The sequence below is a fragment of the Alteribacillus persepolensis genome, from assembly GCF_900099605.1.
Taxonomy (GTDB): domain Bacteria; phylum Bacillota; class Bacilli; order Bacillales; family Marinococcaceae; genus Alteribacillus; species Alteribacillus persepolensis.
Genome location: NZ_FNDK01000002.1, coordinates 1 through 24,791, shown reverse-complemented (window position 1 = coordinate 24,791; position 24,791 = coordinate 1). Strand labels below are relative to the sequence as shown.

Genomic DNA, 24,791 nt, shown 5'->3' with positions numbered 1-24,791 from the left:
GTGATTCCAGCCAACACACATATCACTGTCCCCCATGTATATACCATCTCTTCGTTCATATCATCCACAATAATGACACATAATGACTAATAACGGCTATAAAAGGAGGTTTATTATGAAGAAAAAAAATCAGCCGCCAAAAAATAACCCAGCAGAAGAAAGTATGTTAAGCGAATTTCCTGTTCCCCAAGAGCAAGTAGCGGACCCGTTTGTAGAAGGCACAGAAGCCGGAGCAATCGAAGAAGAACACGAGCCGGACCTTCCTCCTGATGAGGAACAGATCCTTGAGAGCGAAAACGATGTTTAATAAAAGGTACAACACTTGAAAAAGCACGGTTTTTATCCTGCATTACACCAGATAGTAGCTGCAAAGAAGCACAAGCTCCATCTTCAGGAAACTTGTGCTTCGTTTACTACATCCCTGCCGTCTTGTCTTGTTTTAAGTCCGTTGGAACCCGCTTGTTGTTTGTCAAAATGAGGTAGAATACCATAAGGCCGATAGCAGCAACAATGAATGTCCCTAAGTTAAACAATCCTTTGTCGCCAAACCATACGATCGAATAGCCTAACGCCCCTGTTAATAAAGCGTAGTACAGGAATGGGAATATTGTTTTTCGAATGATTGCTCCTTCTTTTCCGACAAGCCCAACTACTGCGCATGCTGCTACAACATTGTGCACACAGATCATGTTTCCTGCCGCTCCACCGACAGCCTGCAGCGCGACAATCCAGGTAGAATCTACGCCAATGCGCGTTCCTACATCAAACTGAAACAACGAAAACATCATATTACTAACGGTATTACTCCCCGCAATGAATGCGCCCATACCGCCAATAAAGGTTCCAAATAACGGCCAGAATTCACCAGCTGCTGCAGCCACCGCACCGGCTAATTCAACCGGCATGCTTTCAAAACCAGCTGTACCGCCTCCTGAATTCAAAAAGACTTGAACCATCGGCACTGTAAATATTAATGCAGCAGAAGCTGCAATCATCGTTTTGGCAGAATGAGACCAGGCTTTCTTGTAAGATGTTCCATTCATGCCGTGAAGAAAATAAGTGATAAGAGAAACAACAATAAATACCGTACCAGGAGAAAACAGCGGCTCAAACCCTGCAGAAACCTCTGTTCCAAACACATTGTTCATCCCTAATGTCCAAGCATTCATCCATTCTTTAAATGGAAAAACAGGAAGTCTTGTAATGACTAGAATAACACCAATTAATACATACGGCGTCCATGCACGAATCATGCTCATATTGCCGCTTTTATGAGCGATATCTTTAATTTCAATCGAGCCAATCCATTCAGGGTTCCATTTGGATTTGTCGTCAAAGTCCCACACGTCCTGCTCAGCCGGCATTAAAAACCCTTTTTTCGCTGCAGGAACAACAATCGCAAGCCCAATTAACCCTCCAATCATCGCAGGAAATTCCGGGCCAAGGAAATTCGCAACAATAACATATGGTATAGTCATTGCCACCGAAGCAAATAGTGCAAATTTCCATATTTTCAATCCTTCAGCAAATGATTTATTTTTACCAAAAAACCCCGTCATGAGAGCAACCATAAAAAGCGGAATGAGAAAACCTGCCACAGCATGCAGAATCGCGACTTTTCCTGCAATGTCATACGTAAGAGCCAAGAAATCATTCGTAATCGAAGCATCAGCTGCCAGTCCTTCTTGTACACCAACAAGCATTGGAGTCCCTGCCGCTCCGAACGACACCGGTGTACTTTGTATAACCATCCCCGCTACAACTGCTGCCATGGCGGGAAAACCCAGACCGACCAACAAAGGTACGGCAACAGCTGCCGGTGTCCCAAATCCAGCCGACCCTTCAATAAAGGAACCAAACAACCATGCAATAATAATAACTTGTACACGCCGGTCCGGGGAAATATCGGTAAACCCCTGCCGGATCGTCTTCAGCCCGCCGCTTTCTTGCAGCGTATTCAACAGCAGGATGGCCCCAAAAATGATATACAGCAACGATATCGCGGTAACCAGACCATTAACCGATGCCGCGGCTACGATGTCTCCTGGCACCCCCCATACAAACAATGCCAAGACAACGGCCACGACAAAAGAAATTGGCATAGCTTTACTAGCAGGCCAGCGAAACCCAACGAGAAAGATGGCGACGACAATAATAGGTAACAATGATAAAAACGCCAATAACCCGGTGCTCATTTTCTACCCCTCTTTCCTTTTTTCAAAATATTTTGTTTATTTTATTTGAAATAACCCACCAGAACAGAACGTTGAGGCGGTGTGTCCTGATGGATTATTTGATAGCAAAATCAAACAAAACTGTCACAAGGGGTACTGCTAAAAAAGGGGACAGCATTACATCGAAGCTGCGCCTTGTTTCGCTTTTACAAAACGGTTTTTTAATACGCCAATATCTTTGATTTCACATTCAATCGTACTGCCTGCACGCGTCATTTCGGCCCCGAGCGGGCTTCCTGTTAAAATCACATCTCCTTTTTGCAATGTCATCACGTGAGATAGGTAAGCAATCATCTCTTGAATTGGTACAATCATGCAGTCAACAGAACTGTTTTGCTTTTCATCTCCGTCAAGTTTTGCTTCCACCGAAACCGCCAGCGGATTCATATCAGTCTCTATACACGGCCCAAGCGGTGTGAAGGTATCAAATGATTTCCCTACCATCCAATGACCGTCTTCATGAAGATACTGAGGAGCAGTTACATCGTTTCCAACTGTGCAGCCAAACACGTGATCCAATACGTCATCTTTTGAAATGTTTTTCGTCTCTTTGCCAATGACAACAGCAAGTTCCGATTCGAATTTCACTTCCTCGATGCCAGCAGGTATCACAATCTCCTCGTCCGGTCCAATGACAGAGGAAACAGGTTTAAAGAAAAATACAGGAATTTGCGGCAGCGTCTCCGGACGCTCTTGAGGGTGTTTCACAAAGTTCGCGCCAATACCGATAATTTGTTTTGGTTCAAGCGGTGCAAGCAGCTTGATGTCATCGACTAGAAACCTGCGTCCAGTGTATGTCCAGTCTGTAAACATATCACCTGTGATTTCTTCTACTGTATTGTCCTTTATAACCCCTTGACAAACAGCAGATTGTTCAGCAAACCTAACAAACTTCATGTCCTCATTCCTTTCTATTTATCTTCTCTTATTCTGATGCTGCCTTTTTTTGTTCGGCTTTAATCTCGGCACAGCGTCCTGATGAGGGAAACAGCTTGCCTGCGTTTAATAAATAGTGTGGATTAAATACTTCCCGCACATCGGTTTGTGCTTGTATTTCTTGGTCTGTAAACACAAATCGCATTTCTTCCCGTTTTTCAATACCTACACCGTGCTCCCCGGTGATAGACCCTCCCGCATCTGCACAGGCCTGCAAACACTTGCTGCCTGCTTCCAATGCTTTTTCAGTCTCTCCTGGAACTCTTGCATCAAACAAAATGAGCGGATGCAAGTTACCATCACCAGCATGAAAAATATTCGCAATGCGCAGTCCCGTTTCTTGACTGACTTCATTTATTTTCTGCAGCACTTGCGGCAGAGTACTGCGAGGAATAACACCGTCTTGTACGAGATAATCAGGCGAAATCGCTCCCATCGCCCCAAAGCCTGTTTTCCGGTTTGCCCACCATTTTGCTCTTTCTTTTTCATCTTGAGCTACTTTGACTGAACGGACATTGCGTTTCTTGCAAACGTCTAAAATATCATCAATCTGCTCTTCAATACCTGCAGAAATACCGTCGACTTCTATGAGCAGCAGTGCTTCAATATCTTTTGGATGGCCAACAGGAAATGCTGCCGCTTCCACCCCTTCTATCGCGATTTTATCCATCATCTCAAGCGCTGCGGGGACAATCCCCCGGGAAACGATATCAGATACCGCCCGACTTCCATCTTCCACGCGGTCAAAATAGGCTAGTACGGTTTGTTTTTCTTCTGGATTTTTTAAAATACGTACTGTTATTTTCGTCACAATGCCTAGCGTTCCTTCTGAGCCTGTGATCAGGCCCAGCAAATCATATCCAGGTACATCTGCAATGCCTTCCCGGCCAATTTCTATAATATCGCCAGCTGGCGTAACAACTTCTAGTCCTAAGATATGATTGGTAGTAACTCCGTATTTCAAACAATGAGCACCGCCTGCATTCTCTGCTACATTCCCTCCGATTGTACAGCAGTATTGACTAGAAGGATCCGGTGCATAATAATAACCCTTGTCTGATATAGAGTGGGTTAACTTTAAGTTCACATAACCTGGTTCCACGACCGCCTGTCTGTTTTCCAGGTCGACATGCAGCAGCCGCTTCATCTTCACAAGACTAATAATTACTTCTCCGTTAAGCGGTATGGCTCCGCCGCTTAACCCCGTACCAGCTCCTCTTGCCAGAAACGGCAAATCATGATCTGCGCAGTATTTAACAACTGCTGCGACTTCTTCTGTATTTTTTGGAAAAACCACTGCTTTTGGCATGTGGCTGTGGATTGTAAATCCGTCCGATTCATAGGAAATGAGATCTTCTTTATGAAACAACACCTCTTTTGGGCCAACAATGTCTGCTAATTGTTTAATATGTGTATCTTCCGTTTTTAATGCTTTTTTGCGACGAAACAACTATTTCCTCCCCCTTTCTTGATCTTCTTTTTGATAGGCCCAGTCTAAAAGCTGCACCGTATGAACGATTTGTTGATTTCTTCCATGCTTTTCTACTCCCATCGCCATTTGCAGCATACAGCCTGGGTTTCCCATTGAAATCATTTCTGCTTCCTCAGGAACATTTTCGATTTTGCTTTCTAGTACGTCCCCTGCCATGTCTGGATTGGTAATATTATAGATTCCCGCACTGCCGCAGCAGCGGTCTGCATTGGCCATCGGAACCATCTTGACACCTGGTATATCCAGTAACACATCACGCGGCTCTTGCCGTACACCTTGCCCGTGAGCAAGATGGCAGGCATCATGATACGTCAATGTAGTGTTTAGTTTTGCTTCCGGCTTTTCATAGCCGGTGTCGTGCAAGTATTTAGATACGTCTACGACTTTCTTTGCAAAATCTTCGGCCCGCTCTCTCCATTCTGTATCTTCTTCTCGAAACAATTCAGGATATTCTGCTAACATGCAGCCACAGCCAGCCGCATTTGTAATAACGGTATCCGCATGTTCAAACGCTTCAATATTCTGTTTAGCCAGCTTCCTTCCCATATCCCGGTCCCCAGCATGAACGTGCAGTGCTCCGCAGCAAGTCTGCTGTTTTGGAATAGCCACATCGTTTCCGTTTCTCGTCAGTACGTTTACGGTGGCTTCGTTAATATCACTAAACATCACATCCATCACACATCCGGTTAAAAATGCGACCTCTTGTTTTGTTTTGTCTTTTGCCTTGATTACCTCTTCGTGCTTATATTTTTTTCGCACGGGCTGCTTTATTTTTGGCATCACGCTTTCCATCGTTTTCAGATGGTCCGGCAGGACATGTAATACGCCCGTTTTTCTTACAACAGACTGCACGCCGCTTTTTTGATAGACTTTTAACAACTGTCCTGCTGTCTGAATCCTGGATGGATGTGGAAATATCCCTTTTAAAAAGAAGCTGCTCACCATTTTCCGCCAGCCAGTGAGCGGCAGCGCTTGGCGCACTTGTCCCCTTGCTTCTTCAATGAGTCCGCCAACATCAACATCCGCTGGACAAGCCGTTGTGCAAGCTTTGCAATCCAAGCAGGCAAACACTGGGTCCATAAATTGTTCGTTCACTTCAAGTTTTCCTTCGGCCACCGACTTTATTAGATGAACACGCCCGCGCGGGGAATGCTGCTCTTGTCCTGTCACTTCATAGGTTGGACAAGACTCAAGGCACATGCCGCAATGCACGCAGTCTGCCCACTTGTTTTCATCCGGCTTTTCTTTCCATAGATAATTGCTTAAGCTTTGATTTGTACACGGCGGCTCTTGCACAACGTTTTCTTTTACACTCATTCTATAACCCTCCTATAAAACGTTTCGGATTCAGCGTAGAAAAAGGGTCCATTTTCTTTTTAATACCTTCTAGCAAAAAGAAGTAGGAAGGCTTCTCTCCCCAAATATCGATCATCTGGCGAAGTGCTAACGGTAAGTGTTTGACAACTGCGTAACCTTGCAGATGCACAGCCGTTTTACGTATCGAAGAAATAGCGGCCAGCACATCCTCCTGCGCTCCGGCCACATGTATCTGACATAGCCCATGACCTAATCCGCCATGAGCACATATCGATACATTATGGGCGTCTTCAAGCATGGCGCATTCGTTTAATACAGAAAGCACATCCAAATTTTTAACACCAACTTTTACAACAGCATCAGTAGCATGTTCCTTTGGTACCGCGCCGCTGTTTGGAAAAGCACTATAAAAACGCTTCCAAAATTGTTTCGCATCATCTTCGGAAAATACCGTAAGCGATGATACCCTCTCTGCCATTTCTCCTATTTTTTCCTCTTGGTAATGAACAGATGTTTCCACATCTTCCAATGCGATCGCAAGCGTATACCGTCTGTGCCCTAACAATTTCTCGGACAGACGAGGATTAAACAGTTCCAACGAAACTGGCTCCACCATGGAATCAAGAATCTCTACAGCAAATTCACGTATTGCATGTTGGTTTGCTTCCTCAAATGGAACAAACAGCACGCTTTCATATTTTGGAAGCGGCCTTAGCTTTAACGCTGCTTCGGTTATCACTCCAAGCGTTCCCATCGACCCGACAAATAGTTTGTTCATGTCGTACCCAGCAACGTTTTTCACGACTTTCCCGCCTGTTCGTATCAAGTCGCCATTGGCATAAGCCACCTTCAAACCAATAACGTGGTCTCTTGCCGAACCATAACCCAGCCGCTTTGGGCCGCTGTCATTGGCTGCAATAACACCGCCAATGGTTGCTGATTCCGGATGCGCTGGATCCAGGGGAATCTGCTGGCGGTATTCTCTCAAATAATCCTGCAGTTCGCGAAGTAACGTGCCAGCTTTCACAATAATGGTCATATCCCCGACAGTATGTTCGATGATTCCTTTATACGAAGATAGAGATAAAAGGATATCAGCTGCAGCTTCTTTTCCTCCGAACCCTCGTTTGCTTCCATTCCCCGCAATGGCCACCGTATGGCGGTTGTCATTGGCTCTTTGAAGCAGTGCTCGTATGTCGTCTTCAGATCGTGGAAAAACTTTCATCTTTCCATCATTTCCATACCAGTAATCAAGCGACGTATTCTCCTCTACCGCCGAATCTTTTACTAAACTGCTTACTTGCTGTAACACATCGGAAGTTCCCATATTTACTGCTCCCCCTCCTTTTGTTGCTCATAAAGCAACGCAGTTTCTAAAATTGTCGAAAAAAAGAGTTATTTCTGTGATGTTTTCTCCAGCAGCAGCTTCTCCACATGATGCAAGTGTTCCATCATTGCCCGCTTGGCTTGGTTTGGGTCAGCTGCCTGAATGGCTTCAAAAATGCGAACATGCTGTTCCATAATGCGATGCAGTTCTTCGCCGTTTTCGCTAATTTGCACATGAAAGTCTTTCATCGCCTGCGTCATCGTAGCCGAAATGAACTCCATTAACTGAACTAAGATCGGATTTCCTGTCATTTTTGCTATTTTTAAATGAAACTTATAATCGGCTCCCCACTCTCGCAAGGAATCGGTAAGTAATATCTCTAACGCCTGTATATCTTCACCGGTGCAATCTTTCGCCGCCGCTGCAGCCGCTCCTGTTTCCAAGATTTTTCTTACTTGAAAAAGCTCTTTCATATGCCGTTTTTCCGCAGAGATAGCCGTCTGATTAAACAAATTCTTCGAATCAAACTCACATATGAAAGCACCCTCCCCTTGTTTCATATGCACTGCGCCTTTGCCATTTAATGTTAACAGTGCATCTCGTACAGCGGACCTTCCCACATCCAGCTGTTCACATAGTTCACGAATCGAGGGAAGTTTGTCGCCAGGCTTCAATGTTTGGTTTTTAATCATTTCTTCAATCTGTTCAGCTACTAACACAGACACCTTTTTCGTTACAATCTTTTCTATTGCCACCACTCACCATCCTTCTTCCTCGTTACTTTCGTTCACTTATTAATCATCAGATGTGTGATTACTCTATCTATATTAAATCACTGCCTCTTTTAGTTTTCAATATTTTTTTAAAATTACAACAAAATATAATGTTGTTATGTTTTAGAACATGTTATAGGAGGTGCTTATCCACATGTAACTCTTATACCGCTGCATCTACTGATAAAACACTGCTGTAAAAACAAAAGCTTGGACTTTGATTCCGATACGTATAAACCTCTTCGTTCACGTCTATGATAAAAATAACAGATTCAAAGATTCACAGGAGGTGGACAGCTTATGACTTACTCAGCAGCCAAGCATATTCTATTTGCGGAAAAAAGGGAAACGTTCGCGCAATCGTTTGAAATCCTAGCCAACAAACTGATTGAACACGATATTGATATCAGCCTGCTTGATGACGTGGTGGATGCGGTGCAGGAAGTAGAAGAACTTACCGCTGATGCGGCTTTTGAAAATGGGTATAAAAAAGGCTGGTATAACGGAAAGGCCCATACACAATATGACACGTACCGGGAAGAATTAAAAAAAGAAACGATCATTCCTTAAAGACAGCGAAAACATTGCCAGTCTGAAGAATATGATAACCTCAACAAACGTTGTAGAGCCTAAAAAATGAAGCAGCCCTTTAAAAAGAGCTGCTTTTCTAGGAAAAAATATATTGTGCTGCTTGCAAGAAAACAATCAGAATCACCATGTAGGTAAGGCTGAACGGAATATTCCAATTCGATATTTTGAAAGGGCTTTGATCAATAATATTGGACATTACTCCAAGTGTCGCATTGTAGGGGCCCATCAAAAATGCCGGAACGGCACTTCCGAGCATGGCAATCGTCAAGACCAGCGGCGATAAGCCAAGGACGTGCGGATTAACGGCCTCTACAATTAACACAAACGCAACAGCAGGGTGAAGGCCGATAAATGCCAAACCTGCAGGAATGAAAGGCAGCACAGCCAGAAAAGCGTGTACACCAATGACATCAATAATGCTGCTGATCCATTGATTTACCGTTTGATCGGCTCCGGAAATATTTAAAGCAGAAATGAAGAAGCCAGCAGATAAAAAGAGAAAAAACTGGTCTTTCATTTTTGTCACATGGGTTTGGAAGTGATTTCCTAAAGCGTGTACATACTCACGCTGCTTTTTGATGAGCAATGTCCAGATAAAAGAAAACGGAATAACTAACAAACTAATAAGAAACAAAAAGCTGACATCTGCAAATTGTTCGACAATCAAAATGGTTATATTTAAGAGAATAATAGCAAGAAAAATATGAAACAAACGGTAAACAGACTTGTCTTCCGTGTCTTCTGTTGCAGCAGCCATCTCCTGCTTGGATGACTCTGCAGCTTCCACCCCGGAAAATTCTTCTCGGCTTACTTGAGAAGGGATAGTATGCACACGGACAATCAGCCAATCAACGAGCAGTCCCAGCACACTTAATGGGATTAATACAGGCAAAATGCTACTGTAGTTCACGCCTGTCATTTCTAACACAATCCCTACAATCGGTGTTACAGGTGTCCACAATAGAGGCATCGCAAATCCGTGTGTAATCGAACGTGACATGAAGCGTTCTTTGTTGTATACCGCATACTCATCAATGGACGGACGAATCGAGTAATATGTCATTGGCAGTGCAGCTAAGTTCATAAAAGAACTTAAAAAATACGATATTCCTGATGACATCATGTACAGCTGCATCGAGTTCTTTATTTTCTTCTGAATCACTGCTTTCACTTCGCCGGCATAGTTTCCAAGCCTGATCGGCAAAGCCAGGATGGGAATTAAAGCAAATAGTGTTAAGAGATTAAGCATTTCGCCAAAAGCAAATAAATAGCTGGTGACAGCCGAGTGGCTGAAAGACAGCAAGAGAATGCCTGAACTTAAAAATATCAGTCCAAACATCAGCACAATGCTTCGAACAAAAAAGACGCTGCATACGACAGCACATAAAGCAACGATAGAAACGAAAACATCTAAAACGGGATGATGTATGATATTTGACAGTAAATATAAACCAATCGCCAATAGAAATATGTAACGTATCACACCATCATCCCCCATCTATAATTTCCAACATTTTCTACTCATTATACATTATGTATACCAAAAACCAAAATCAAAAGGGAGCGCTGCTTCCATGGCATCACAGGGATCTAGAACGCCCCCCTTTTTTCTCCTTCTACCTTTCCCAAATGACAGGCGGCTTGCACGCCACCTTAGTCTTGGCCATTTCTTCTGTCATATGCTGCAGCCACACACAGTTTTCGCATTGAGAAACACAAACATCGCCATATAAAGCACATTCCACAACGTTCTCATCTGCAAATTCTTCTCTTGTTTTGAACATGTGATGCTTCCAATCGATTTGTTTTGGAAAAATCATGGCTCTCCACTCCTTTTGTCTTTATCCCATGATTGTATATTGTATACCAAAACAGTGTAAAAGAAAAGGACTTTATTATGTTTTTTTAAAGGATTCTGCTGCAATCCACAGTTATTTCCTTATTCATTTGCTGCTTTATTTTGAAAGGGAGTATCGGCTACCTTAATTGATTCGGTGGGACAACCTTCTTCTGCGTCTAGCAGCTCCTCCTCTAAGTCTTCAGGAACTGCACCTGTGCCAGTGTTATTATCAAGCGCCACTTCGGACAAACCTTCTTCATCATATTCAAATATATTCGGTGCATCTTCCCCGCAGGCTCCGCACGCAATACATGTATCTTTATCAACAAAAACAAACTTACTCATATTAGAACCTCTCCTTTCCTCTTTATGCCATAATCGATGTACTGTGCAAAGGCTGCACCTTTGCATTCGGGTCGATCCATGCTTTCGCGTTATTCACCGCAGTCGGAGCTTCTCCAAAGCCTGTGGCAATTAATTTTACTTTGCCATCAAACGTCGTCACGTCTCCTGCTGCATACACTCCTGGAATATTGGTTTCCATACGCGAATTGACAACAATCGAATGCTTATCTATTTCCAGGCCTAATTGCTGCAGCGGTCCTAATGAGGAAACAAATCCATAGTTTACAATGACATCATCGACTTCGACTGTTTCCTTGATCTCTTCTTTCTCTTTTTGCACTATCACAGACGTAATGGCCTGTCCATCTCCAATAAAATCTACTAGCTTAAATGGCGTTTTCACATGAGCGGCAGAAGAAAGCAGCTGCTTTACACTGTGTTCATGTGCTCGAAATTTCGTACGCCGGTGAACAACAGTGACTTGCTTGGCAATAGACTCAAGCATCAGTGCCCAGTCCACCGCTGAATCTCCGCCGCCGCAAATCACGACTTTTTTATCCCGAAACTTCTCCAAATCATCGACAAAATAATGAAGGTTGCTGTTTTCATAAAGATCTGCATGTTCGAAAGCAACTTTACGTGGTTGAAAAGCGCCGACACCGGCGGTAATAATCACTGTTCGTGTCAGATGTTCTTGTTTATTGGTCGTTAGTCGAATGACTCCATCATTTTCTGTTTGAAGATCTTCCACCGCTTCTTCTAAACTAACCGCTGGATGAAATTGGTCCATCTGCTCTTTTAGGGATTGCACTAAATCTTTTGCCCGCACTTTTGGAAAACCAGCCACATCATAAATGTACTTTTCCGGATACAGGGCAGCCAGCTGTCCACCTAGCTGCGGCAGACTCTCGATTACTTTCACAGAAGCTTGCCGCATTCCTGCGTAAAACGCTGCAAACATCCCTGTCGGCCCGCCGCCGATAATCGTAATATCGTACACCTCTCTCTCCATCTTCCCCCTCCTTTTTCGCTTGGTGCGTTATATAACGGCCCCCGATAAAAACACCCCTCCATACAGCAAAGCACCAAGAATAACCAATGCTGGATGAATACGAAACTTTTCCAGCGAGAAGTAGCTGACCACACTTAATAACAGCAAGTGAATAATGCCGCTGTCTTCAAACGAAGTATAGAAAAATTGCAGCGCAAGCACTCCTAACAGGATAGCAATAACCGGCTGTACCGACCGTGTCATAAACTTTATTTGCAAAGAGTCTTTAAACATCGACGCAAATTTAAATAAAATAATGACCGCAATAGCGGAAGGAGCAACGGTAGCAATAAGTGCAACAACTGCACCCAAAACCCCTCCAACTTCATAACCGATAAATCCTCCCATCTTTGTCGCTATCGGCCCTGGCAGAGCATTTGCAATTGCGAGCAATTCACTAAACTCATTCAAATTCATCCACTCATACTGATTGACTACTTCGTTTTGAATGAGAGGAATCGTTGCCGGTCCCCCTCCATACCCCAGCAAATTAGCAATAAAAAATGCCCAAAAAATTTCTACATACGTCATGATTGAACGTCCTTTTCCTTTTGCGTGTTATTTACATTGTTTTTCACTTTGTATGTTGCATAAATAAAAGCAGCACTCAAAAATAGAGCGATCACAATTCCTGGATGAATCAATAAAATCTCAAGCAGGATGATACCAATAATTAACATAAGGGCCATCCATTTCATTCCAAGGCCATTTGATGCTTTTTTTAAAAAACCCAATGCCATCATTAACAGCATAATCGCAATCACAGGTGTCACACCCTGAACCATGCCGCTGATAAACGGTGAATCTCGAAAAGAATATAAAAAGCTTAACAAACCAATCATTGCTGCAAGAGATGGCAATATATGTGCAAGGATGGCAACAACTGCACCCATGCTTCCCTTTACTTTATACCCGACATATGCTGCCATCTTCGTAGCAATCGGGCCGGGCAGCGTATTGGCTAAAGCTAATGTTTCACCAAATTCGTCGCTTGACATCCACTGATAATTTTTTACAGCTTCGTGCTCGATTAGCGGAATCACAGAAGGGCCTCCGCCATATCCTAAGACACCAGCCCTTGCAAAACCTATCGATATTTGTACAAACGTCTGCAAAACGCTCACCTCATTGAACAACGTCCAGATACAACAGGGCCGGCCGCAGAACGTGGGCCTAACCCTTTTGTCTATTTATTACTATCGTTTAATATCTGCGTCGGTAATGACTTCATGATTTTGGTCTTTGACATGTTCTGCTAAAGCTTGTAAAGCAGCTGTGCCAACAGCAGTGTCCTGTTCTCCATTGCCTCCGCTCACACCGACACCGCCGATGACTTCTCCGTCCACAACAACCGGAAAACCACCAACAAATGTTGCGAACTTTCCTGGAATCATATGTTGAATGCCAAATGCTTCATTTCCAGGTAATACCGGCCCATTCGGCTCTTTATTAAAAAGATGAGTGGAACGCTTATGGCCAGCGGCCGTGAAGCCTTTTGCCATCGCAATTTCCGGACCTGTTACACGAGATCCATTCATCCTTTCCATCGCAATCACATATCCGCCGCTGTCAACGACAGTAATCGTCTCGAGAACATTAATTTCTTCTGCCTTTTGCTTGGCCGCTTCAATCATAACCTTTGCTTCTTCTAACGTCAGCTCCAATACTTGCTTCATGCGAAACTCCCCCTTTAGTACCCCACGTACACAGTTTTAATTTGCGTGAAAAATTCCATTCCAGCTCTTCCAGATTCCCTGAATGTGGAGGTGCTGGACTTTTTCAGTCCTCCAAACGGAGCATTAATTAAGTTGCCGGTTGTTGTTCGGTTAACCTTTACTGTTCCGGCTTCGATATCTTTTGTGAACTGATTTGCTGTTTTTATATCATTGGTCACAATCGCGGCGGACAATCCGTACTCTACGCCGTTCGCTACTTGAATCGCTTCTTCGTAACTGTCTACGGTAAGAATAGCGATAACCGGACCGAAGATTTCTTCTTGAGCGATCCGCATAGAAGGATGAACATCAGCAAAGATGGCCGGCTGGATAAAGTAACCGTTCTCGTATTCTTTTGTTTCTGTTAACTGATCTCCCCCATAGACTAGTGCTGCTCCTTCTTGCTTTCCGATTTCAATGTATTCTCGTACATTTTTTAATTGGCGCTGGTTAGCAAGCGGGCCAACTTTTGTTGATTCATTCAGCCCATTGCCGATAGTTAGAGCTTTCGTCTTTTCGATCAACGCACGTTGAAACGCCTCTGCGACAGATTTCATGACAATTACGCGGCTAGTCCCTGTACATGCTTGTCCAGTCAAAGAAAAGCCGCCATTCACCGCCAGCTGCGCGGCATGATCGATATCCGCATCTTCCATAACAATCAATGGGTTTTTCCCGCCTAATTCCATTTGGGTCCGTGTGGTAAGTGATGCTTTTTGATGAATATCTTCCCCTGCCGCTGTAGAACCGGTAAACGTTACGGCGCGAACCGCCGGATGGGTAATAATGTCATCTCCAATGTTGGAAGATCTTCCTGTCACAAAATTGATGACTCCTTTTGGTATTCCGGCTTCATGTAACGCTTCCACCAGGCGGTATGCGATTAACGGTGTGTCAGAAGAAGGTTTAAAGATAACCGTGTTTCCCGTCATTAATGCTGGAGCTATCTTTCTTGCTGGAATAGAAATCGGAAAGTTCCACGGAGTGATCACAGATACAACCCCTAACGGTTCTTTCTGCGTCGTGACTTCCATATTCGGATCATCATTTGGAAATGTCTCCCCGGTGAAACTCATCCCTTCCACTGCATAATACCGGAGGGTTTGTGCTGTCCGTTTGATTTCTCCCTTGCCGGCACTAATAATTTTCCCTTCTTCTCTCGTTAATTCTTCTCCAAGCTGATCAGCATTTTGTTCTAATATATCGGCAGCTTTATTCAATACCGCTGCGCGTTTACTTGGTGATTCTTTTGCCCAGTCTGGAAAAGCAGCACTCGCTGCATCAATTGCCTCATTCACTTCCACTGAAGTGGCAGAAGGAAATTCTCCTACAACGTCATTTACATCTGCCGGGTTCACACTTTGGAATGTTTCCTTTGTGGACACCCATTCGCCGTTAATATAATTTTTGTATTGTTTTACGGTTGTTTCTAACAAAGTACCACCCTTCCTTATAGGAACAATATCGGCAGTTTCTATATTAGAAGACTGCCGATATTGTATTTTGTATACCAGTAAAATGTAATAATTATGCGTTTGCAGTTTGTTCCAAATCATCTTTTAAGTACGCTCTGTACAAGCCATCCATGTACATGCGGCGCATGTCTGCTCCTGTACGGACAATTTCAAGACAGCGCTGCTGCAGCTCCGGCGTATCGGCATATTCTAAAACAATGGAATAGCCGCGTTCACCGTGAATTTCATCGGAAACAATGTGAAGGTCAAAGAACTCAATTTCTTCATCGTTAAAGCCGTATTTTTCACGAAGGATTGGTGTTTGTTTGCGGTAAATTGCTGGAACTTGCGACTCCAGTCCAACAACAAGTGCTGCCGTAGCTACAACAAAGTTCTCTTTCATTGCTACAGCATAACACCAGCTTTGCAGTCCTAATGTTGTCGGCTGCATGTTTTTAGGGTTTTCTACTCTCTCTCTTGTCGTTCCGCACGTTTCTGCAAAACGAATTAGTAAATCAGTATGGCGGTCGGCTGCGATTTCTTCTTCATACATGTTTTGCAGCAAGAAGTCTTTGGCATCTGTATAAGCTTCTGGAGTGTTGGCATACATACTAGCTAAGTAATCAGCAAACGGCCCTACATAATGGTAGTGATTTTCCGCCCATCTTGCAAAATGCTCTCTTTTTAGTTTCCCTTCTGCCCATGCAACAGTAAACGGTGCCGCTTCACTGTGATTTCCTTTAATTGCTTCCTCTAATTGTCTTCTAAACTCTTCACGAGATAATAGTTCTGCCATTTGTAAATTCCTCCCTCATAGACTTTCAATTTAACTTATGGCTGCCAAAATTTAAATACTGTATTTTGTATACCATAATGTTTGACTTTATAATAATAAATGTTTGTCCCTTTTGTCAACTGTCTATTTAAAAAATTCTGATTAATTCGCAGATTTTTTATTTTACATGATGGTGATCGCAATACAGGCAGCGACAAACAAGCCTACCATCACCGGAATAAAATTGCGCCTGACTAAGTCAATCGGCTTTACGCCGGCAATCCCTGCATCAGCCGCTACACCAAATGCCCAGGCTGCCAATGTACCGCCGCCTGCAAAGATTGTAGCAACTTGGCCCAATGAAGCTAATACGGCAACATCTAGTCCAGCTCCGCCGCCTAGTGCAGCAGAAAGTGAACCGACTAATGGCAGTCCAGAAAAGCCAGATCCATCCATTCCCGCTAATAAAGAGATAACAAGCATGCCAAACGTTAAAGTAATTTTATTGCCATCAAAATAAGGGGCAGCAGCGTTTCCTAAGTCAAATAAGAATCCAGGTGCTCCTTCCCCGAGAACGGTTTGGGCTTGTTCAGGATCTCCCATAAAGAAAAACGCGGCAATCGGGATAATCGGTGCAAAAATTTTAATCGCAAAGAAAAACCCTTCGCGGATATGACCTGCTATCGCTTCAATAGACTTAGAGCCTTTATCGAGCACCGTCGCAATAATTAATAATGCAACAGCACTTCCTCCCAGTAAAGCCGTCGCATCGCCGCCTTCAATCGAACTGTCCGGTGCAAAAATCGCCCGGTAAATCATGGTCAATACAATCGTAAACAGCGTTGCCGGCACAAGAAACGCAAGAAACTTTGCTCTAGCAGTCGGCCTGCTTTCCACCGTTGCTGCAATTTCTTCTTCCGGACTCGATTGGTTTTGCTGCTGTGCATCAGCATCTTGGACGGGTTGATTACTTGTGTCTACAGTAAGCTTGCCTTTTTTCATATCGCGTTTAATCATAATAAAAGCAATCGTAATAGCTACAAAACCTACTGTGACCGAAAATAACGCCGTAAACGGAAGCAGCTGTACGGTGCTCACGCCTGATGCGGACGATGTTAACTGTGTCGCCCCTTGAATAACGACGTCACCGGAAAGAGCCATTCCGTGCCCCATCAAGTTGACAGAAACAGCAGCTCCCATAGCCGGCAGCCCCACCTGCATCGCAATCGGGATTAATACAGTCCCAACCAGTGCCACAGCTGGCGTCGGCCAAAAAAACGTAGCAGCAACATACATCGTTAGACCGATGACAAAAAAGGCAGTGGACGGTGTTTTCATTAATTTCTTCATCGGCTGTATCATGAGAACATCAGCGCCCTGGCTTTGCAATGACTTTAACATAGCCACCATCAAAGCAATAACGAGCATAATATCAAGCAGCTCCGTCCCCGCATTCAAAAACGCTCTGAAAACGACTTGTGCTCCTCCAATGATTGTGTTTGTAAAGCCATCTCCTCCGCTGTAAACCAATCCAATAAGAAAGGTGCCAACAATAGACGGCATCACAACATCACGCCTGAAAATCATAAACGCAATAATCGTTAAAATAACAAGTAAGAATATCCAATGAGAAGCCGTTAATACTACACCATCTTCCATAAATTATCTTCCCCCTATATCCAGCCGCGTGCTCCTCATACTCGATTTTTCATTAAAAGTGCTTGAATGGACGTCGTTAAGTTATCCAAAGCTTCTTCCACAATCTCTTCGCCAATACCTGCACTTGCTTTAGTAGCATCACCAATACAGCCATTTTTTGTCATCTCTTCATACCGATAAAATCCTTGCAGGGCTTGTCCTGGACGAAGCCATTCCCAATAGCCGCCTGTTTGGATATCTCCTTTTTCCAACCGGTCCAGCCGAACCAGATCCGGAGCCAAGTACAGTGCTTCTGAAACTTCTCTTTCACAGCTGTGCCCAAACAATCTGGAATCAATATGACGGCTCATTGCTTCTTTGGCTGAAGCAGTAGTTTTGGCAAAATAAATATCAGCACCTGTTTCTTGTGACAGCGATGTTACCGCAGCACCAAGTGTTGATTGATTGCCGCCGTGAGAATTCAACAGCAAAAACTTGCGTATGCCTTGATGTGTTAAGGAATCAACGATATCTCTAATAACAGCCGTGAGTGTCTCCGGCTTTAGCGAAATCGTTCCTGGAAAATTTAAGTGATGGGGAGATACTCCCATATTCACAGTCGGTGTCACAAACACTTCCGGAAAAAGCCTTTCTGCCAGACGGTTCGCCAGTTCTGTGGCCAGCACAGCATCGCAGCTTTCTACCATATGCGGTCCATGCTGTTCATGGGCTCCAATTGGCACAATCGCCATTTCTACCGTCTTCATTGCTTCTTCCACTTCTTCCCATGTCATTTCTGAAAGTAAATAGGCCTTCATTCTGTCCCTCCTTACCTGCGTTGATGGAAACCTTTTTGATCCCTCCTTTTTTATAGTATTTTGTATACTAAATATATTAATAGATTCCCTCCACCTGTACATGAACAGTGTTATATAATGTTACATCGTTTTTTATTATAATGAATGCCCTTTCATTTTTCCAATCATTTCATAAATTGTATACTTTATACCTTTGTATCGAAAAAAAATTAAGACTGATCAATTTCAATATCTTCTCTTATCGTTAACTGGCACGGCAGACGATATCCTTCTTCGAGCTTGCTGCCCAGCATTTTCTCTTCTTTCCAATTCGGCTCATCCAAATGCTCCGATCCTTTCGTAATTTTCGCCTGGCACCTGGTGCATTTCCCCATGCCGCAGCCATAGGACAAATGCGGAAATTTTTTGATTCCTGCTAGTACTACCAAGTTTGAGCCTGGATCTACCTCTTGCTCATGGACAATATCTGCTTTATAAAGCGTTACTTTTGGCATAAAAGTTCCCCCTTCATATTTTACTATGTGATATATAGTAAATTTAATAATTAGTATAAAACTATCTGCAGACAAAATGCAATAAATGTTTACAATTTTCTAAATAATTTTTCTCCACCTCTTGCATTTACTGCACTTACCCTTTATTATTTATGGTATACAATATACAAATATTTTGAGGAGCGTGATGAACATGGATCAATACATTATTTTAACGAACAAAGAAGAGTATCAGACAGATTTAAATAATGAAGGACTAGAGGTTATTGAAACGTATGACTACTACTTCTTTGACCACTTAAAAGCAAAATATACGATTGCCAAGGTGCACGATAACAGCATTAAAATCAAGCTGACCGAAGAAAAAAACGATAAGGTCTACGTCAATCGAGTCCCGGTGAAGTTTTTTGAGACATTTGAAAAACTAGAAGAAGCTCATGATGAATTACGGGAACTATCCGGTCCTAATTCCGACAGCTCCCAACTGAAACTGGCTGCAAATTAAATCAAAACACGTCTGCCGTACAGCTTTCATGGTTTATCATTCGTGACGGCTGCGAGCAGGCAGACGCTTTCTGTCTGTGCGAAAAAGAGGTGTGTTTTTATCACCTCTTTTTTTCGTTTTCATGAAGTTCTACAATTAAGTCGCATTCTACACTTGCTTGACCAGGGAGCATACTTACTCCAACGGCACACCGCGTATGTTCGCCATCTTCACCAAACACTTCCACCAATAAATCGGATGCTCCGTTTACCACTTTTGGCAAGCTCGCAAATGAAGTGTCGCAGCGAACATACCCGACAAGCTTCACGACTTGCTTTACTTTTTTCAAATCGCCTAAAGCATCTTGCAAGACCGCTAATAGATTTAATCCGCAAACTTTTGCGGCTTCATAGCCTTCGTCCAAAGAGACAGTATCTCCGACACTGCCTTGATATAATGTCTCACCATTCCACTTACACGTGATGCCGCTCACATACAGCAAGTTTCCTACTTGCTTGGTGACACGGTAATGCCCTGACTGCTTCGGTGGCAAAGGCAGTTCAATATTGTTTTTTGCTAGTAGCGTTTCCTGGTTCATAATCATACTTCTCCTTTCCACTGAATAAAAGAAGGGTCAGAAGCTGCATCACTGACCCTCCATAATAAATAATAGATACTAAAATATATTGAAATCTTCTGACATATTTTAAGTCTTTAGGAGTTAACACGCTGCACTTTCCGTCTTTTCACTTGTTTTGTAAACTCTTCGTCCCAAGATAATGTCACATCGCCTTTGACAAACGTCTGGCACGCTAACCGATAGTCATCGTCTAACAATTCCCCTAGTTTCTTTTTTTCCGCCGGCTTCACTTTATCCAGGTTGTCAGAGCCTTCTTCAATTTTTACTACACATGTTCCGCAGTAACCGCCTCCGCACCTATTCGGAACTTCGCCGCCATAACGAAGAGAATTGCGCAAAATATTAGAATCTTTTTCTACTTCTAACGTTTTATTTGTGTTTTTCAGATGGATATTCGGCATAATGAGAACCTCCCTCATTCTATTTAGTATACAGTATACCATACGAGCTAGTACTCAACAATGTATTTTTTAAATTTACTGAATTCTTATTTAATACACATCCATGACGTTCATTTTCCACACACGCGGCTTCTTCGTATAAAGAAAGCTTGACTGCCATCGAGCCTTCCTGTGCAGGCCGCAGCCTCGCTGTGCTCCTTTGGCTCTTCGCCGCGATGGCAGCGCCGCTGAGTAACTCCTGCTCACGTCTGTCCATGTAAAAAATAAAAAAGGCGAGCATTTCTATTCACCTTTTTTGTTAATAGAATTTAAATATGCTTTTTTGGAGTTTTCAATGTGAATCTTTGTCAGATACTCGGCCATTTCAACTTCTTGATCTCGCACGGCTTTTAATACCGCCAAATGTTCTCTCATCGCTTCTTCCATCCGGCCTTCTACTCTGCGCCCAATATCAGCGAATGCTCGAATGTAATCCATCAAATCAACAAGCATTTCATATAGTTTTGGACTTTTAGCAGCTCGATATAACACATGGCTAATGTCCATATGCAAGTTCGCAATGTCACTTGTGTTTTTATTTTCTAAAGCAAACTCCAGCTTTTCAATCCAATTATCCAATTCCTCTTTCGTGTGATTGTCTAATTTTTGAGCAGCTAATTTCGATGCCAGTACTTCAAGAGAAGATAAAATCGTGAAAACTTCAATAATATCTTCCGTTGAAATTTGAGAAACGACCACACCTTTGCGTGGAACAGTTTTCACAAAACCTTGTGACTCCAACCGGAAAAGTGCTTCTCGAATCGGTGTTCTGCTTATGTTTAACTTTTCAGCTAACTCCCTTTCCACCAGTCGGTCTCCGGCAGTATACTCCCCTTCTAAAATTAAATTTTTCAGATGAAGATACGCCCTCTCTCGAATGGATAAAAGATCCTCAGCAACCCATTCTTTCATGTAGAGTCCCCCTTTTGTATGTTGTATACAATTATTATACAACGTTTGATAGGCCGATACAAAATGTCACGCTCTTCTGTCTTAAACGACTGAAATAATTTTATATCTACAAACCTCTTTTTATCTTGTATAATAGGAAAAAACAGAATATTACTACACTTGTTAGTTGTCCACGTTTTTCTATGCAGACAAACAAAAGCTGCATGGCTTTGATATGGCTGAACACTCTACCATTGTGCAAGTTACCGCTGGATTTCCACCACATTTTTGCGGTATATCATTTGTTTTAATATTGCTACAATTTTACATAAATCCAGCACATAATGATAAAGAGTGTAAACCATGGATCCAAAAGATTTTAGACATTGTATGGGACGTTTTGCAACTGGTGTCACAGTTGTGACAAGTGAAGCAGATAATAGAACACACGGTTTTACCGTGAACTCCTTTACTTCTGTCTCTCTTGATCCTATGCTTATCCTTGTTTCTGTTGACCGCAGCACTACGGCATTGGATGTATTAAAAGACAACCGATTTATTGTAAACGTTTTAAAAGAGGACCAGAAAGAGACAGCTCTGCACTTTGCCGGTAAAACGCAAGACCCGCTTCCTTTTACTTGGGAGGAGGGAAAACGTGGCTGTCGCATTAAAGATGCACTCGCCCATATTGAGTGTGAACCATGGGCTGCTTATGACGGAGGAGATCACGTTCTTTATCTCGGAGAAGTGAAAGATTTTCAATACCAAAGCGGTAATCCTCTGCTTTATTTCTGTGGATCGTTTTCTCACGTTGCAGCCACATAAGCTGCAGCTTCCTACATATATCCAGAAAGGGGTATGAAATGAGGGCAAATCAACTGTTATTTGATAACCTAATGGACATCAATCCCCGAACGGGCATGATTACATTTAATCACAAACGAATGGCTCTCGTATCGGTCGAAGCGCTTGGCCTGCTTCGCCGTGATCTTATTAATACACTCGGCATGGATCGTGCCAAAGGCTTCCTTATGCGGTATGGATGGGCCTGGGGTGCAAAAGACGGGGAGAGTATTGCCAGTATGTATGACTGGGATAATACAAAAGAATTAATGCTCGCCGGCCCCGTTCTGCACACGTTAGAAGGGGTAGTAACGGTGGAACCTGAGACATTAGACACTTCTCATGATTCTCTTCATTTCACAGGGTTTTGGAGAAGTTCATTTGAAGCGGTCGAACATGTCAATCATTACGGCGAAAGTACGTGTCCTGTCTGCTGGATTCTCGCCGGATATGCCAGCGGTTATCTCACCAAGACATTTGGTTCTGATGTAATTGCCTATGAAGACCAATGTGCCGGACAAGGTGCTAACTACTGCTACTTTGTTGCAAAAACAACAAACTTGTTAGATGACAAGCATAAAAAAGACATGCGCTATTACAAAGCAGAATCCCTTGCTTCTGAACTCGACCGCGCATACAACGAACTGCACGAAATCAACCAAAACATTATAGAATCAGATAAAATTCAAGACCAGCTAACGAATCTTTTTCTCGAAGATCGTGATTTCACAGAAACAATTGAATTTGTTGCTCAGTCTCTTAAGAAAAGCATTATCGTCGATTATCACGGGCAAACAATTGAAAGCGTTTTCCTAAGTGATGACGACCACCGTATCTATACAAATTGGAACGATCAGTTTGTCTACACAGAAGAAACAGAAAATGTGATTACAACGTACCCGATTCGTGCCAATAACTTGAACTTGGGGCGAATGGTCGTTATCGGCCACGATCCTATAGAAAATAAAGATCATCTCATTATTAAGCGTGCCTTAAGTGTGTTTACCATTCAATTGTTTCATCAGTGGAAAATCACGCGCTCGATTTGGAAGAAAAAAGAAGAGTTTTTTGAAGAAATGTTAAATGATACAGACAATGCCGTGTACGAAAAACGCTCCCACCTCTTTCACTTCAGACCGGATTCACTGAATCGTATCTTGTCTATGAAATTAGAACCAGCTGATTGTGACAAGCATGTCATGCAGTTTTTAAGCGCCACATACCCAGACAAAGATATTTTTGCTAAAGGACATTATATTATTATGATTTTATCGGATGACGATAAAAAAGCGACCAAAGACTTTGCTCAATGTATGGCAGATGACCTAGAACATCAATTTCCACACGTCACCATTTACATGGGAGTCGGCCGGCAGTCCAGCAGCTTGCAGGATTTAACCAAAAGCTATCAAGATGCTTGTGCCATTAGTGATTTCGTCCAGCTGACCCAGCCAGCCAACAGCCGCTTGACGTTTTTTGAAGATATCGAACCGGTTATGATGCTGTTAAAGGGGACAGATCAACAAGAATTGATTGATTTTTATCATAAAACGATTGGTGCATTAGTCAAATACGATGAAAACAGTCAATCCAACTTGCTGCTTACATTAAAAGCATATCTCGATAATAACGGCAACTTGCAGCAAACAGCAGACGAAATGCATCTGTCCATTGCCGGGCTTCGCTACCGGCTCGAGCGCATCGAACAGCTGTGTGATGTGGATTTAAAATCGGGCCAAGGCCGTTTTCAGTACCAATTAGCTATTCAAATCTATTTTGCGATACAAATTAATGATTCCCAGCCATCTGCCACATCTTTATAAACAGCCTCATACTAAATAAAATCTCCTTTATTAACCAAGGGGATTTTTTTATGCAGCCAAAACTTCTCTTATATACTGAAACATTGCTTATGCAGAGCTAACTGCTTTGTAAAACACAGCAGAAATGTTGATGCAGACTTCCTGTCCTGCTCCGCCTCTTCAATAAAACCCTATACACAATCTTCATCATATTATTCAGCGCATTTTTAAAAACCACAAATTTTGAAAGAAGGAAGTAAAATCTCTATATTGTTTTACAGTTCAAATTTTTCAGAAAAGAAACCATAATGAAACTAACCAATTGAAAGCGCTTCATTGGAAAACAGATTGAAGGAGGATGTCCCATGCTACAACAACAAAAAACGAAACGTCCTTTGACAGGAGAAGAATACCTGGAGAGCTTAAAAGATAACCGCGAAGTCTGGATTAACGGTGAACGCGTGAATGACGTAACGACACACCCAGCGTTTCGAAACGCCGCCCGCTCGATTGCGAGACAATATGATGCCCTTCACGATGAAAAAACAAAAGATATCTTAACAAAACCGACCGATACAGGAAATGGCGGCTATACGCAAAAATTCTTCCAATATGCTGAATCCGCCCAGGACTTGCTCGAATCAAGAGATGCGATTGCGGAATGGGCAAAGATTACGTACGGGCAAATGGGCAGATCCCCGGATTACAAAGCATCGTTCTTAGCAACACTTGGTGCTGACCCGGATTACTATGCACCATATTCTGATAATGCACGCTATTGGTACAAAGAAGCCCAAGAGAAAAACTGGTTCTTTAACCATGCGATTATTAACCCTCCAGTAGACCGCAACAAACCAATGGAAGCTGTCAATGACGTATTCGTCCGCGCAG

General features: G+C 42.9%; 27 protein-coding genes. 6 read left to right on the top strand and 21 right to left on the bottom strand.

Translation table 11 applies throughout. The features are described 5' to 3' along the window. Nucleotides 1–115: 115 nt before the first annotated feature. The gene (locus BLT18_RS03300) at nt 116–307 is read left to right on the top strand and encodes a hypothetical protein (protein ID WP_091271204.1); all 192 of its coding nucleotides are present in this window, start codon (nt 116–118) and stop codon (nt 305–307) included. Nucleotides 308–413: 106 nt separating this feature from the next. Here BLT18_RS03300 and BLT18_RS03295 read toward each other — a convergent pair whose 3' ends face one another. The 6 genes from BLT18_RS03295 to BLT18_RS03270 form a co-directional block, all read right to left on the bottom strand. Further along, nucleotides 414–2,195, bottom strand: a complete 1,782-nt coding sequence (locus BLT18_RS03295; RefSeq protein WP_091271202.1) for an L-lactate permease — start codon at nt 2,193–2,195, stop codon at nt 414–416. 156 nt (nt 2,196–2,351) lie between these two features. After that, nucleotides 2,352–3,131: a fumarylacetoacetate hydrolase family protein gene (locus BLT18_RS03290; RefSeq protein WP_091271201.1), complete on the bottom strand. Its 780-nt coding sequence runs from the start codon at nt 3,129–3,131 to the stop codon at nt 2,352–2,354. A 28-nt stretch (nt 3,132–3,159) separates the two neighbouring features. Continuing rightward, nucleotides 3,160–4,620 (bottom strand): FAD-binding oxidoreductase, encoded by a 1,461-nt coding sequence (locus BLT18_RS03285; protein WP_091271199.1) that lies wholly within the window; start codon nt 4,618–4,620, stop codon nt 3,160–3,162. Next, the gene (locus tag BLT18_RS03280) at nt 4,621–5,979 is read right to left on the bottom strand and encodes a (Fe-S)-binding protein (RefSeq protein ID WP_091271197.1); all 1,359 of its coding nucleotides are present in this window, start codon (nt 5,977–5,979) and stop codon (nt 4,621–4,623) included. A gap of 1 nt (nt 5,980) precedes the next feature. Then, nucleotides 5,981–7,306 carry an FAD-binding oxidoreductase gene (locus BLT18_RS03275; RefSeq protein WP_091271196.1) on the bottom strand — a complete coding sequence of 442 codons (1,326 nt, stop codon included), beginning with the start codon at nt 7,304–7,306 and terminating at the stop codon, nt 5,981–5,983. A 68-nt stretch (nt 7,307–7,374) separates the two neighbouring features. Then, complete coding sequence (locus BLT18_RS03270) at nt 7,375–8,061, bottom strand: FadR/GntR family transcriptional regulator (RefSeq protein WP_091271535.1); 687 nt, start codon at nt 8,059–8,061, stop codon at nt 7,375–7,377. A gap of 318 nt (nt 8,062–8,379) precedes the next feature. Here BLT18_RS03270 and BLT18_RS03265 point away from each other — a divergent pair, with 318 nt between their 5' ends. Next, nucleotides 8,380–8,649: a hypothetical protein gene (locus BLT18_RS03265; protein ID WP_091271195.1), complete on the top strand. Its 270-nt coding sequence runs from the start codon at nt 8,380–8,382 to the stop codon at nt 8,647–8,649. Nucleotides 8,650–8,746: 97 nt separating this feature from the next. On the opposite strand, the gene BLT18_RS03260 is transcribed toward BLT18_RS03265, so the two are convergent. The 12 genes from BLT18_RS03260 to BLT18_RS03205 all read right to left on the bottom strand — a co-directional run bounded on the left by BLT18_RS03260 (nt 8,747) and on the right by BLT18_RS03205 (nt 18,800). Then, a complete protein-coding gene (locus BLT18_RS03260; protein WP_091271533.1) occupies nt 8,747–10,153 on the bottom strand; it encodes a hypothetical protein in 1,407 nt (468 codons plus the stop codon). A 133-nt stretch (nt 10,154–10,286) separates the two neighbouring features. Continuing rightward, nucleotides 10,287–10,490: a hypothetical protein gene (locus BLT18_RS03255; protein WP_091271194.1), complete on the bottom strand. Its 204-nt coding sequence runs from the start codon at nt 10,488–10,490 to the stop codon at nt 10,287–10,289. A gap of 119 nt (nt 10,491–10,609) precedes the next feature. Beyond that, nucleotides 10,610–10,855, bottom strand: coding sequence for a ferredoxin (locus BLT18_RS03250; RefSeq protein ID WP_091271193.1), 246 nt, complete (start codon nt 10,853–10,855; stop codon nt 10,610–10,612). A gap of 22 nt (nt 10,856–10,877) precedes the next feature. Next, entirely contained in the window at nt 10,878–11,867 is a 990-nt protein-coding gene (locus BLT18_RS03245) for an NAD(P)/FAD-dependent oxidoreductase (RefSeq protein WP_091271192.1), read from the bottom strand. Nucleotides 11,868–11,894: 27 nt separating this feature from the next. Next, complete coding sequence (locus BLT18_RS03240; RefSeq protein ID WP_091271191.1) at nt 11,895–12,437, bottom strand: chromate transporter; 543 nt, start codon at nt 12,435–12,437, stop codon at nt 11,895–11,897. Continuing rightward, nucleotides 12,434–13,021: a chromate transporter gene (locus BLT18_RS03235; RefSeq protein WP_091271190.1), complete on the bottom strand. Its 588-nt coding sequence runs from the start codon at nt 13,019–13,021 to the stop codon at nt 12,434–12,436. The genes BLT18_RS03240 and BLT18_RS03235 overlap by 4 nt, the downstream gene beginning before the upstream one ends. Nucleotides 13,022–13,102: 81 nt before the next feature. Continuing rightward, nucleotides 13,103–13,582 (bottom strand): GlcG/HbpS family heme-binding protein, encoded by a 480-nt coding sequence (locus BLT18_RS03230; protein ID WP_091271189.1) that lies wholly within the window; start codon nt 13,580–13,582, stop codon nt 13,103–13,105. Nucleotides 13,583–13,596: 14 nt separating this feature from the next. After that, nucleotides 13,597–15,057 (bottom strand): aldehyde dehydrogenase family protein, encoded by a 1,461-nt coding sequence (locus BLT18_RS03225; protein WP_245705162.1) that lies wholly within the window; start codon nt 15,055–15,057, stop codon nt 13,597–13,599. Between the two features lie 91 nt (nt 15,058–15,148). Next, a complete protein-coding gene (locus tag BLT18_RS03220; protein WP_091271185.1) occupies nt 15,149–15,871 on the bottom strand; it encodes a TenA family transcriptional regulator in 723 nt (240 codons plus the stop codon). Between the two features lie 162 nt (nt 15,872–16,033). Next, nucleotides 16,034–17,509 carry a hypothetical protein gene (locus tag BLT18_RS03215; RefSeq protein ID WP_091271184.1) on the bottom strand — a complete coding sequence of 492 codons (1,476 nt, stop codon included), beginning with the start codon at nt 17,507–17,509 and terminating at the stop codon, nt 16,034–16,036. Between the two features lie 35 nt (nt 17,510–17,544). After that, nucleotides 17,545–18,306, bottom strand: coding sequence for a creatininase family protein (locus BLT18_RS03210; RefSeq protein ID WP_091271182.1), 762 nt, complete (start codon nt 18,304–18,306; stop codon nt 17,545–17,547). Between the two features lie 209 nt (nt 18,307–18,515). Then, complete coding sequence (locus BLT18_RS03205) at nt 18,516–18,800, bottom strand: 2Fe-2S iron-sulfur cluster-binding protein (protein WP_091271181.1); 285 nt, start codon at nt 18,798–18,800, stop codon at nt 18,516–18,518. Nucleotides 18,801–18,993: 193 nt separating this feature from the next. On the opposite strand from BLT18_RS03205, the gene BLT18_RS03200 reads away from it, so the two are divergent. Then, nucleotides 18,994–19,305 (top strand): hypothetical protein, encoded by a 312-nt coding sequence (locus BLT18_RS03200; protein ID WP_091271179.1) that lies wholly within the window; start codon nt 18,994–18,996, stop codon nt 19,303–19,305. Between the two features lie 100 nt (nt 19,306–19,405). Here the strand turns inward: BLT18_RS03200 and BLT18_RS03195 are convergent, their stop codons facing one another. From BLT18_RS03195 to BLT18_RS03180, 3 genes are all read right to left on the bottom strand, one after another. After that, nucleotides 19,406–19,882, bottom strand: coding sequence for a RidA family protein (locus tag BLT18_RS03195; protein WP_245705161.1), 477 nt, complete (start codon nt 19,880–19,882; stop codon nt 19,406–19,408). Nucleotides 19,883–19,998: 116 nt separating this feature from the next. Then, on the bottom strand, nt 19,999–20,325 hold the full coding sequence (locus BLT18_RS03190) for a 2Fe-2S iron-sulfur cluster-binding protein (RefSeq protein ID WP_091271177.1): 327 nt from the start codon (nt 20,323–20,325) through the stop codon (nt 19,999–20,001). A 282-nt stretch (nt 20,326–20,607) separates the two neighbouring features. Next, entirely contained in the window at nt 20,608–21,276 is a 669-nt protein-coding gene (locus BLT18_RS03180; RefSeq protein WP_091271175.1) for a GntR family transcriptional regulator, read from the bottom strand. 342 nt (nt 21,277–21,618) lie between these two features. Between BLT18_RS03180 and BLT18_RS03175 the strand changes: the two genes are divergently transcribed. From BLT18_RS03175 to BLT18_RS03165, 3 genes are all read left to right on the top strand, one after another. Beyond that, nucleotides 21,619–22,080 carry a flavin reductase family protein gene (locus tag BLT18_RS03175; protein WP_091271174.1) on the top strand — a complete coding sequence of 154 codons (462 nt, stop codon included), beginning with the start codon at nt 21,619–21,621 and terminating at the stop codon, nt 22,078–22,080. A gap of 38 nt (nt 22,081–22,118) precedes the next feature. Continuing rightward, nucleotides 22,119–23,921: a XylR N-terminal domain-containing protein gene (locus BLT18_RS03170; protein WP_091271172.1), complete on the top strand. Its 1,803-nt coding sequence runs from the start codon at nt 22,119–22,121 to the stop codon at nt 23,919–23,921. A 344-nt stretch (nt 23,922–24,265) separates the two neighbouring features. Next, nucleotides 24,266–24,791: 4-hydroxyphenylacetate 3-hydroxylase N-terminal domain-containing protein (locus BLT18_RS03165; protein ID WP_281242329.1), on the top strand; the 526-nt coding region annotated here is incomplete at its 3' end.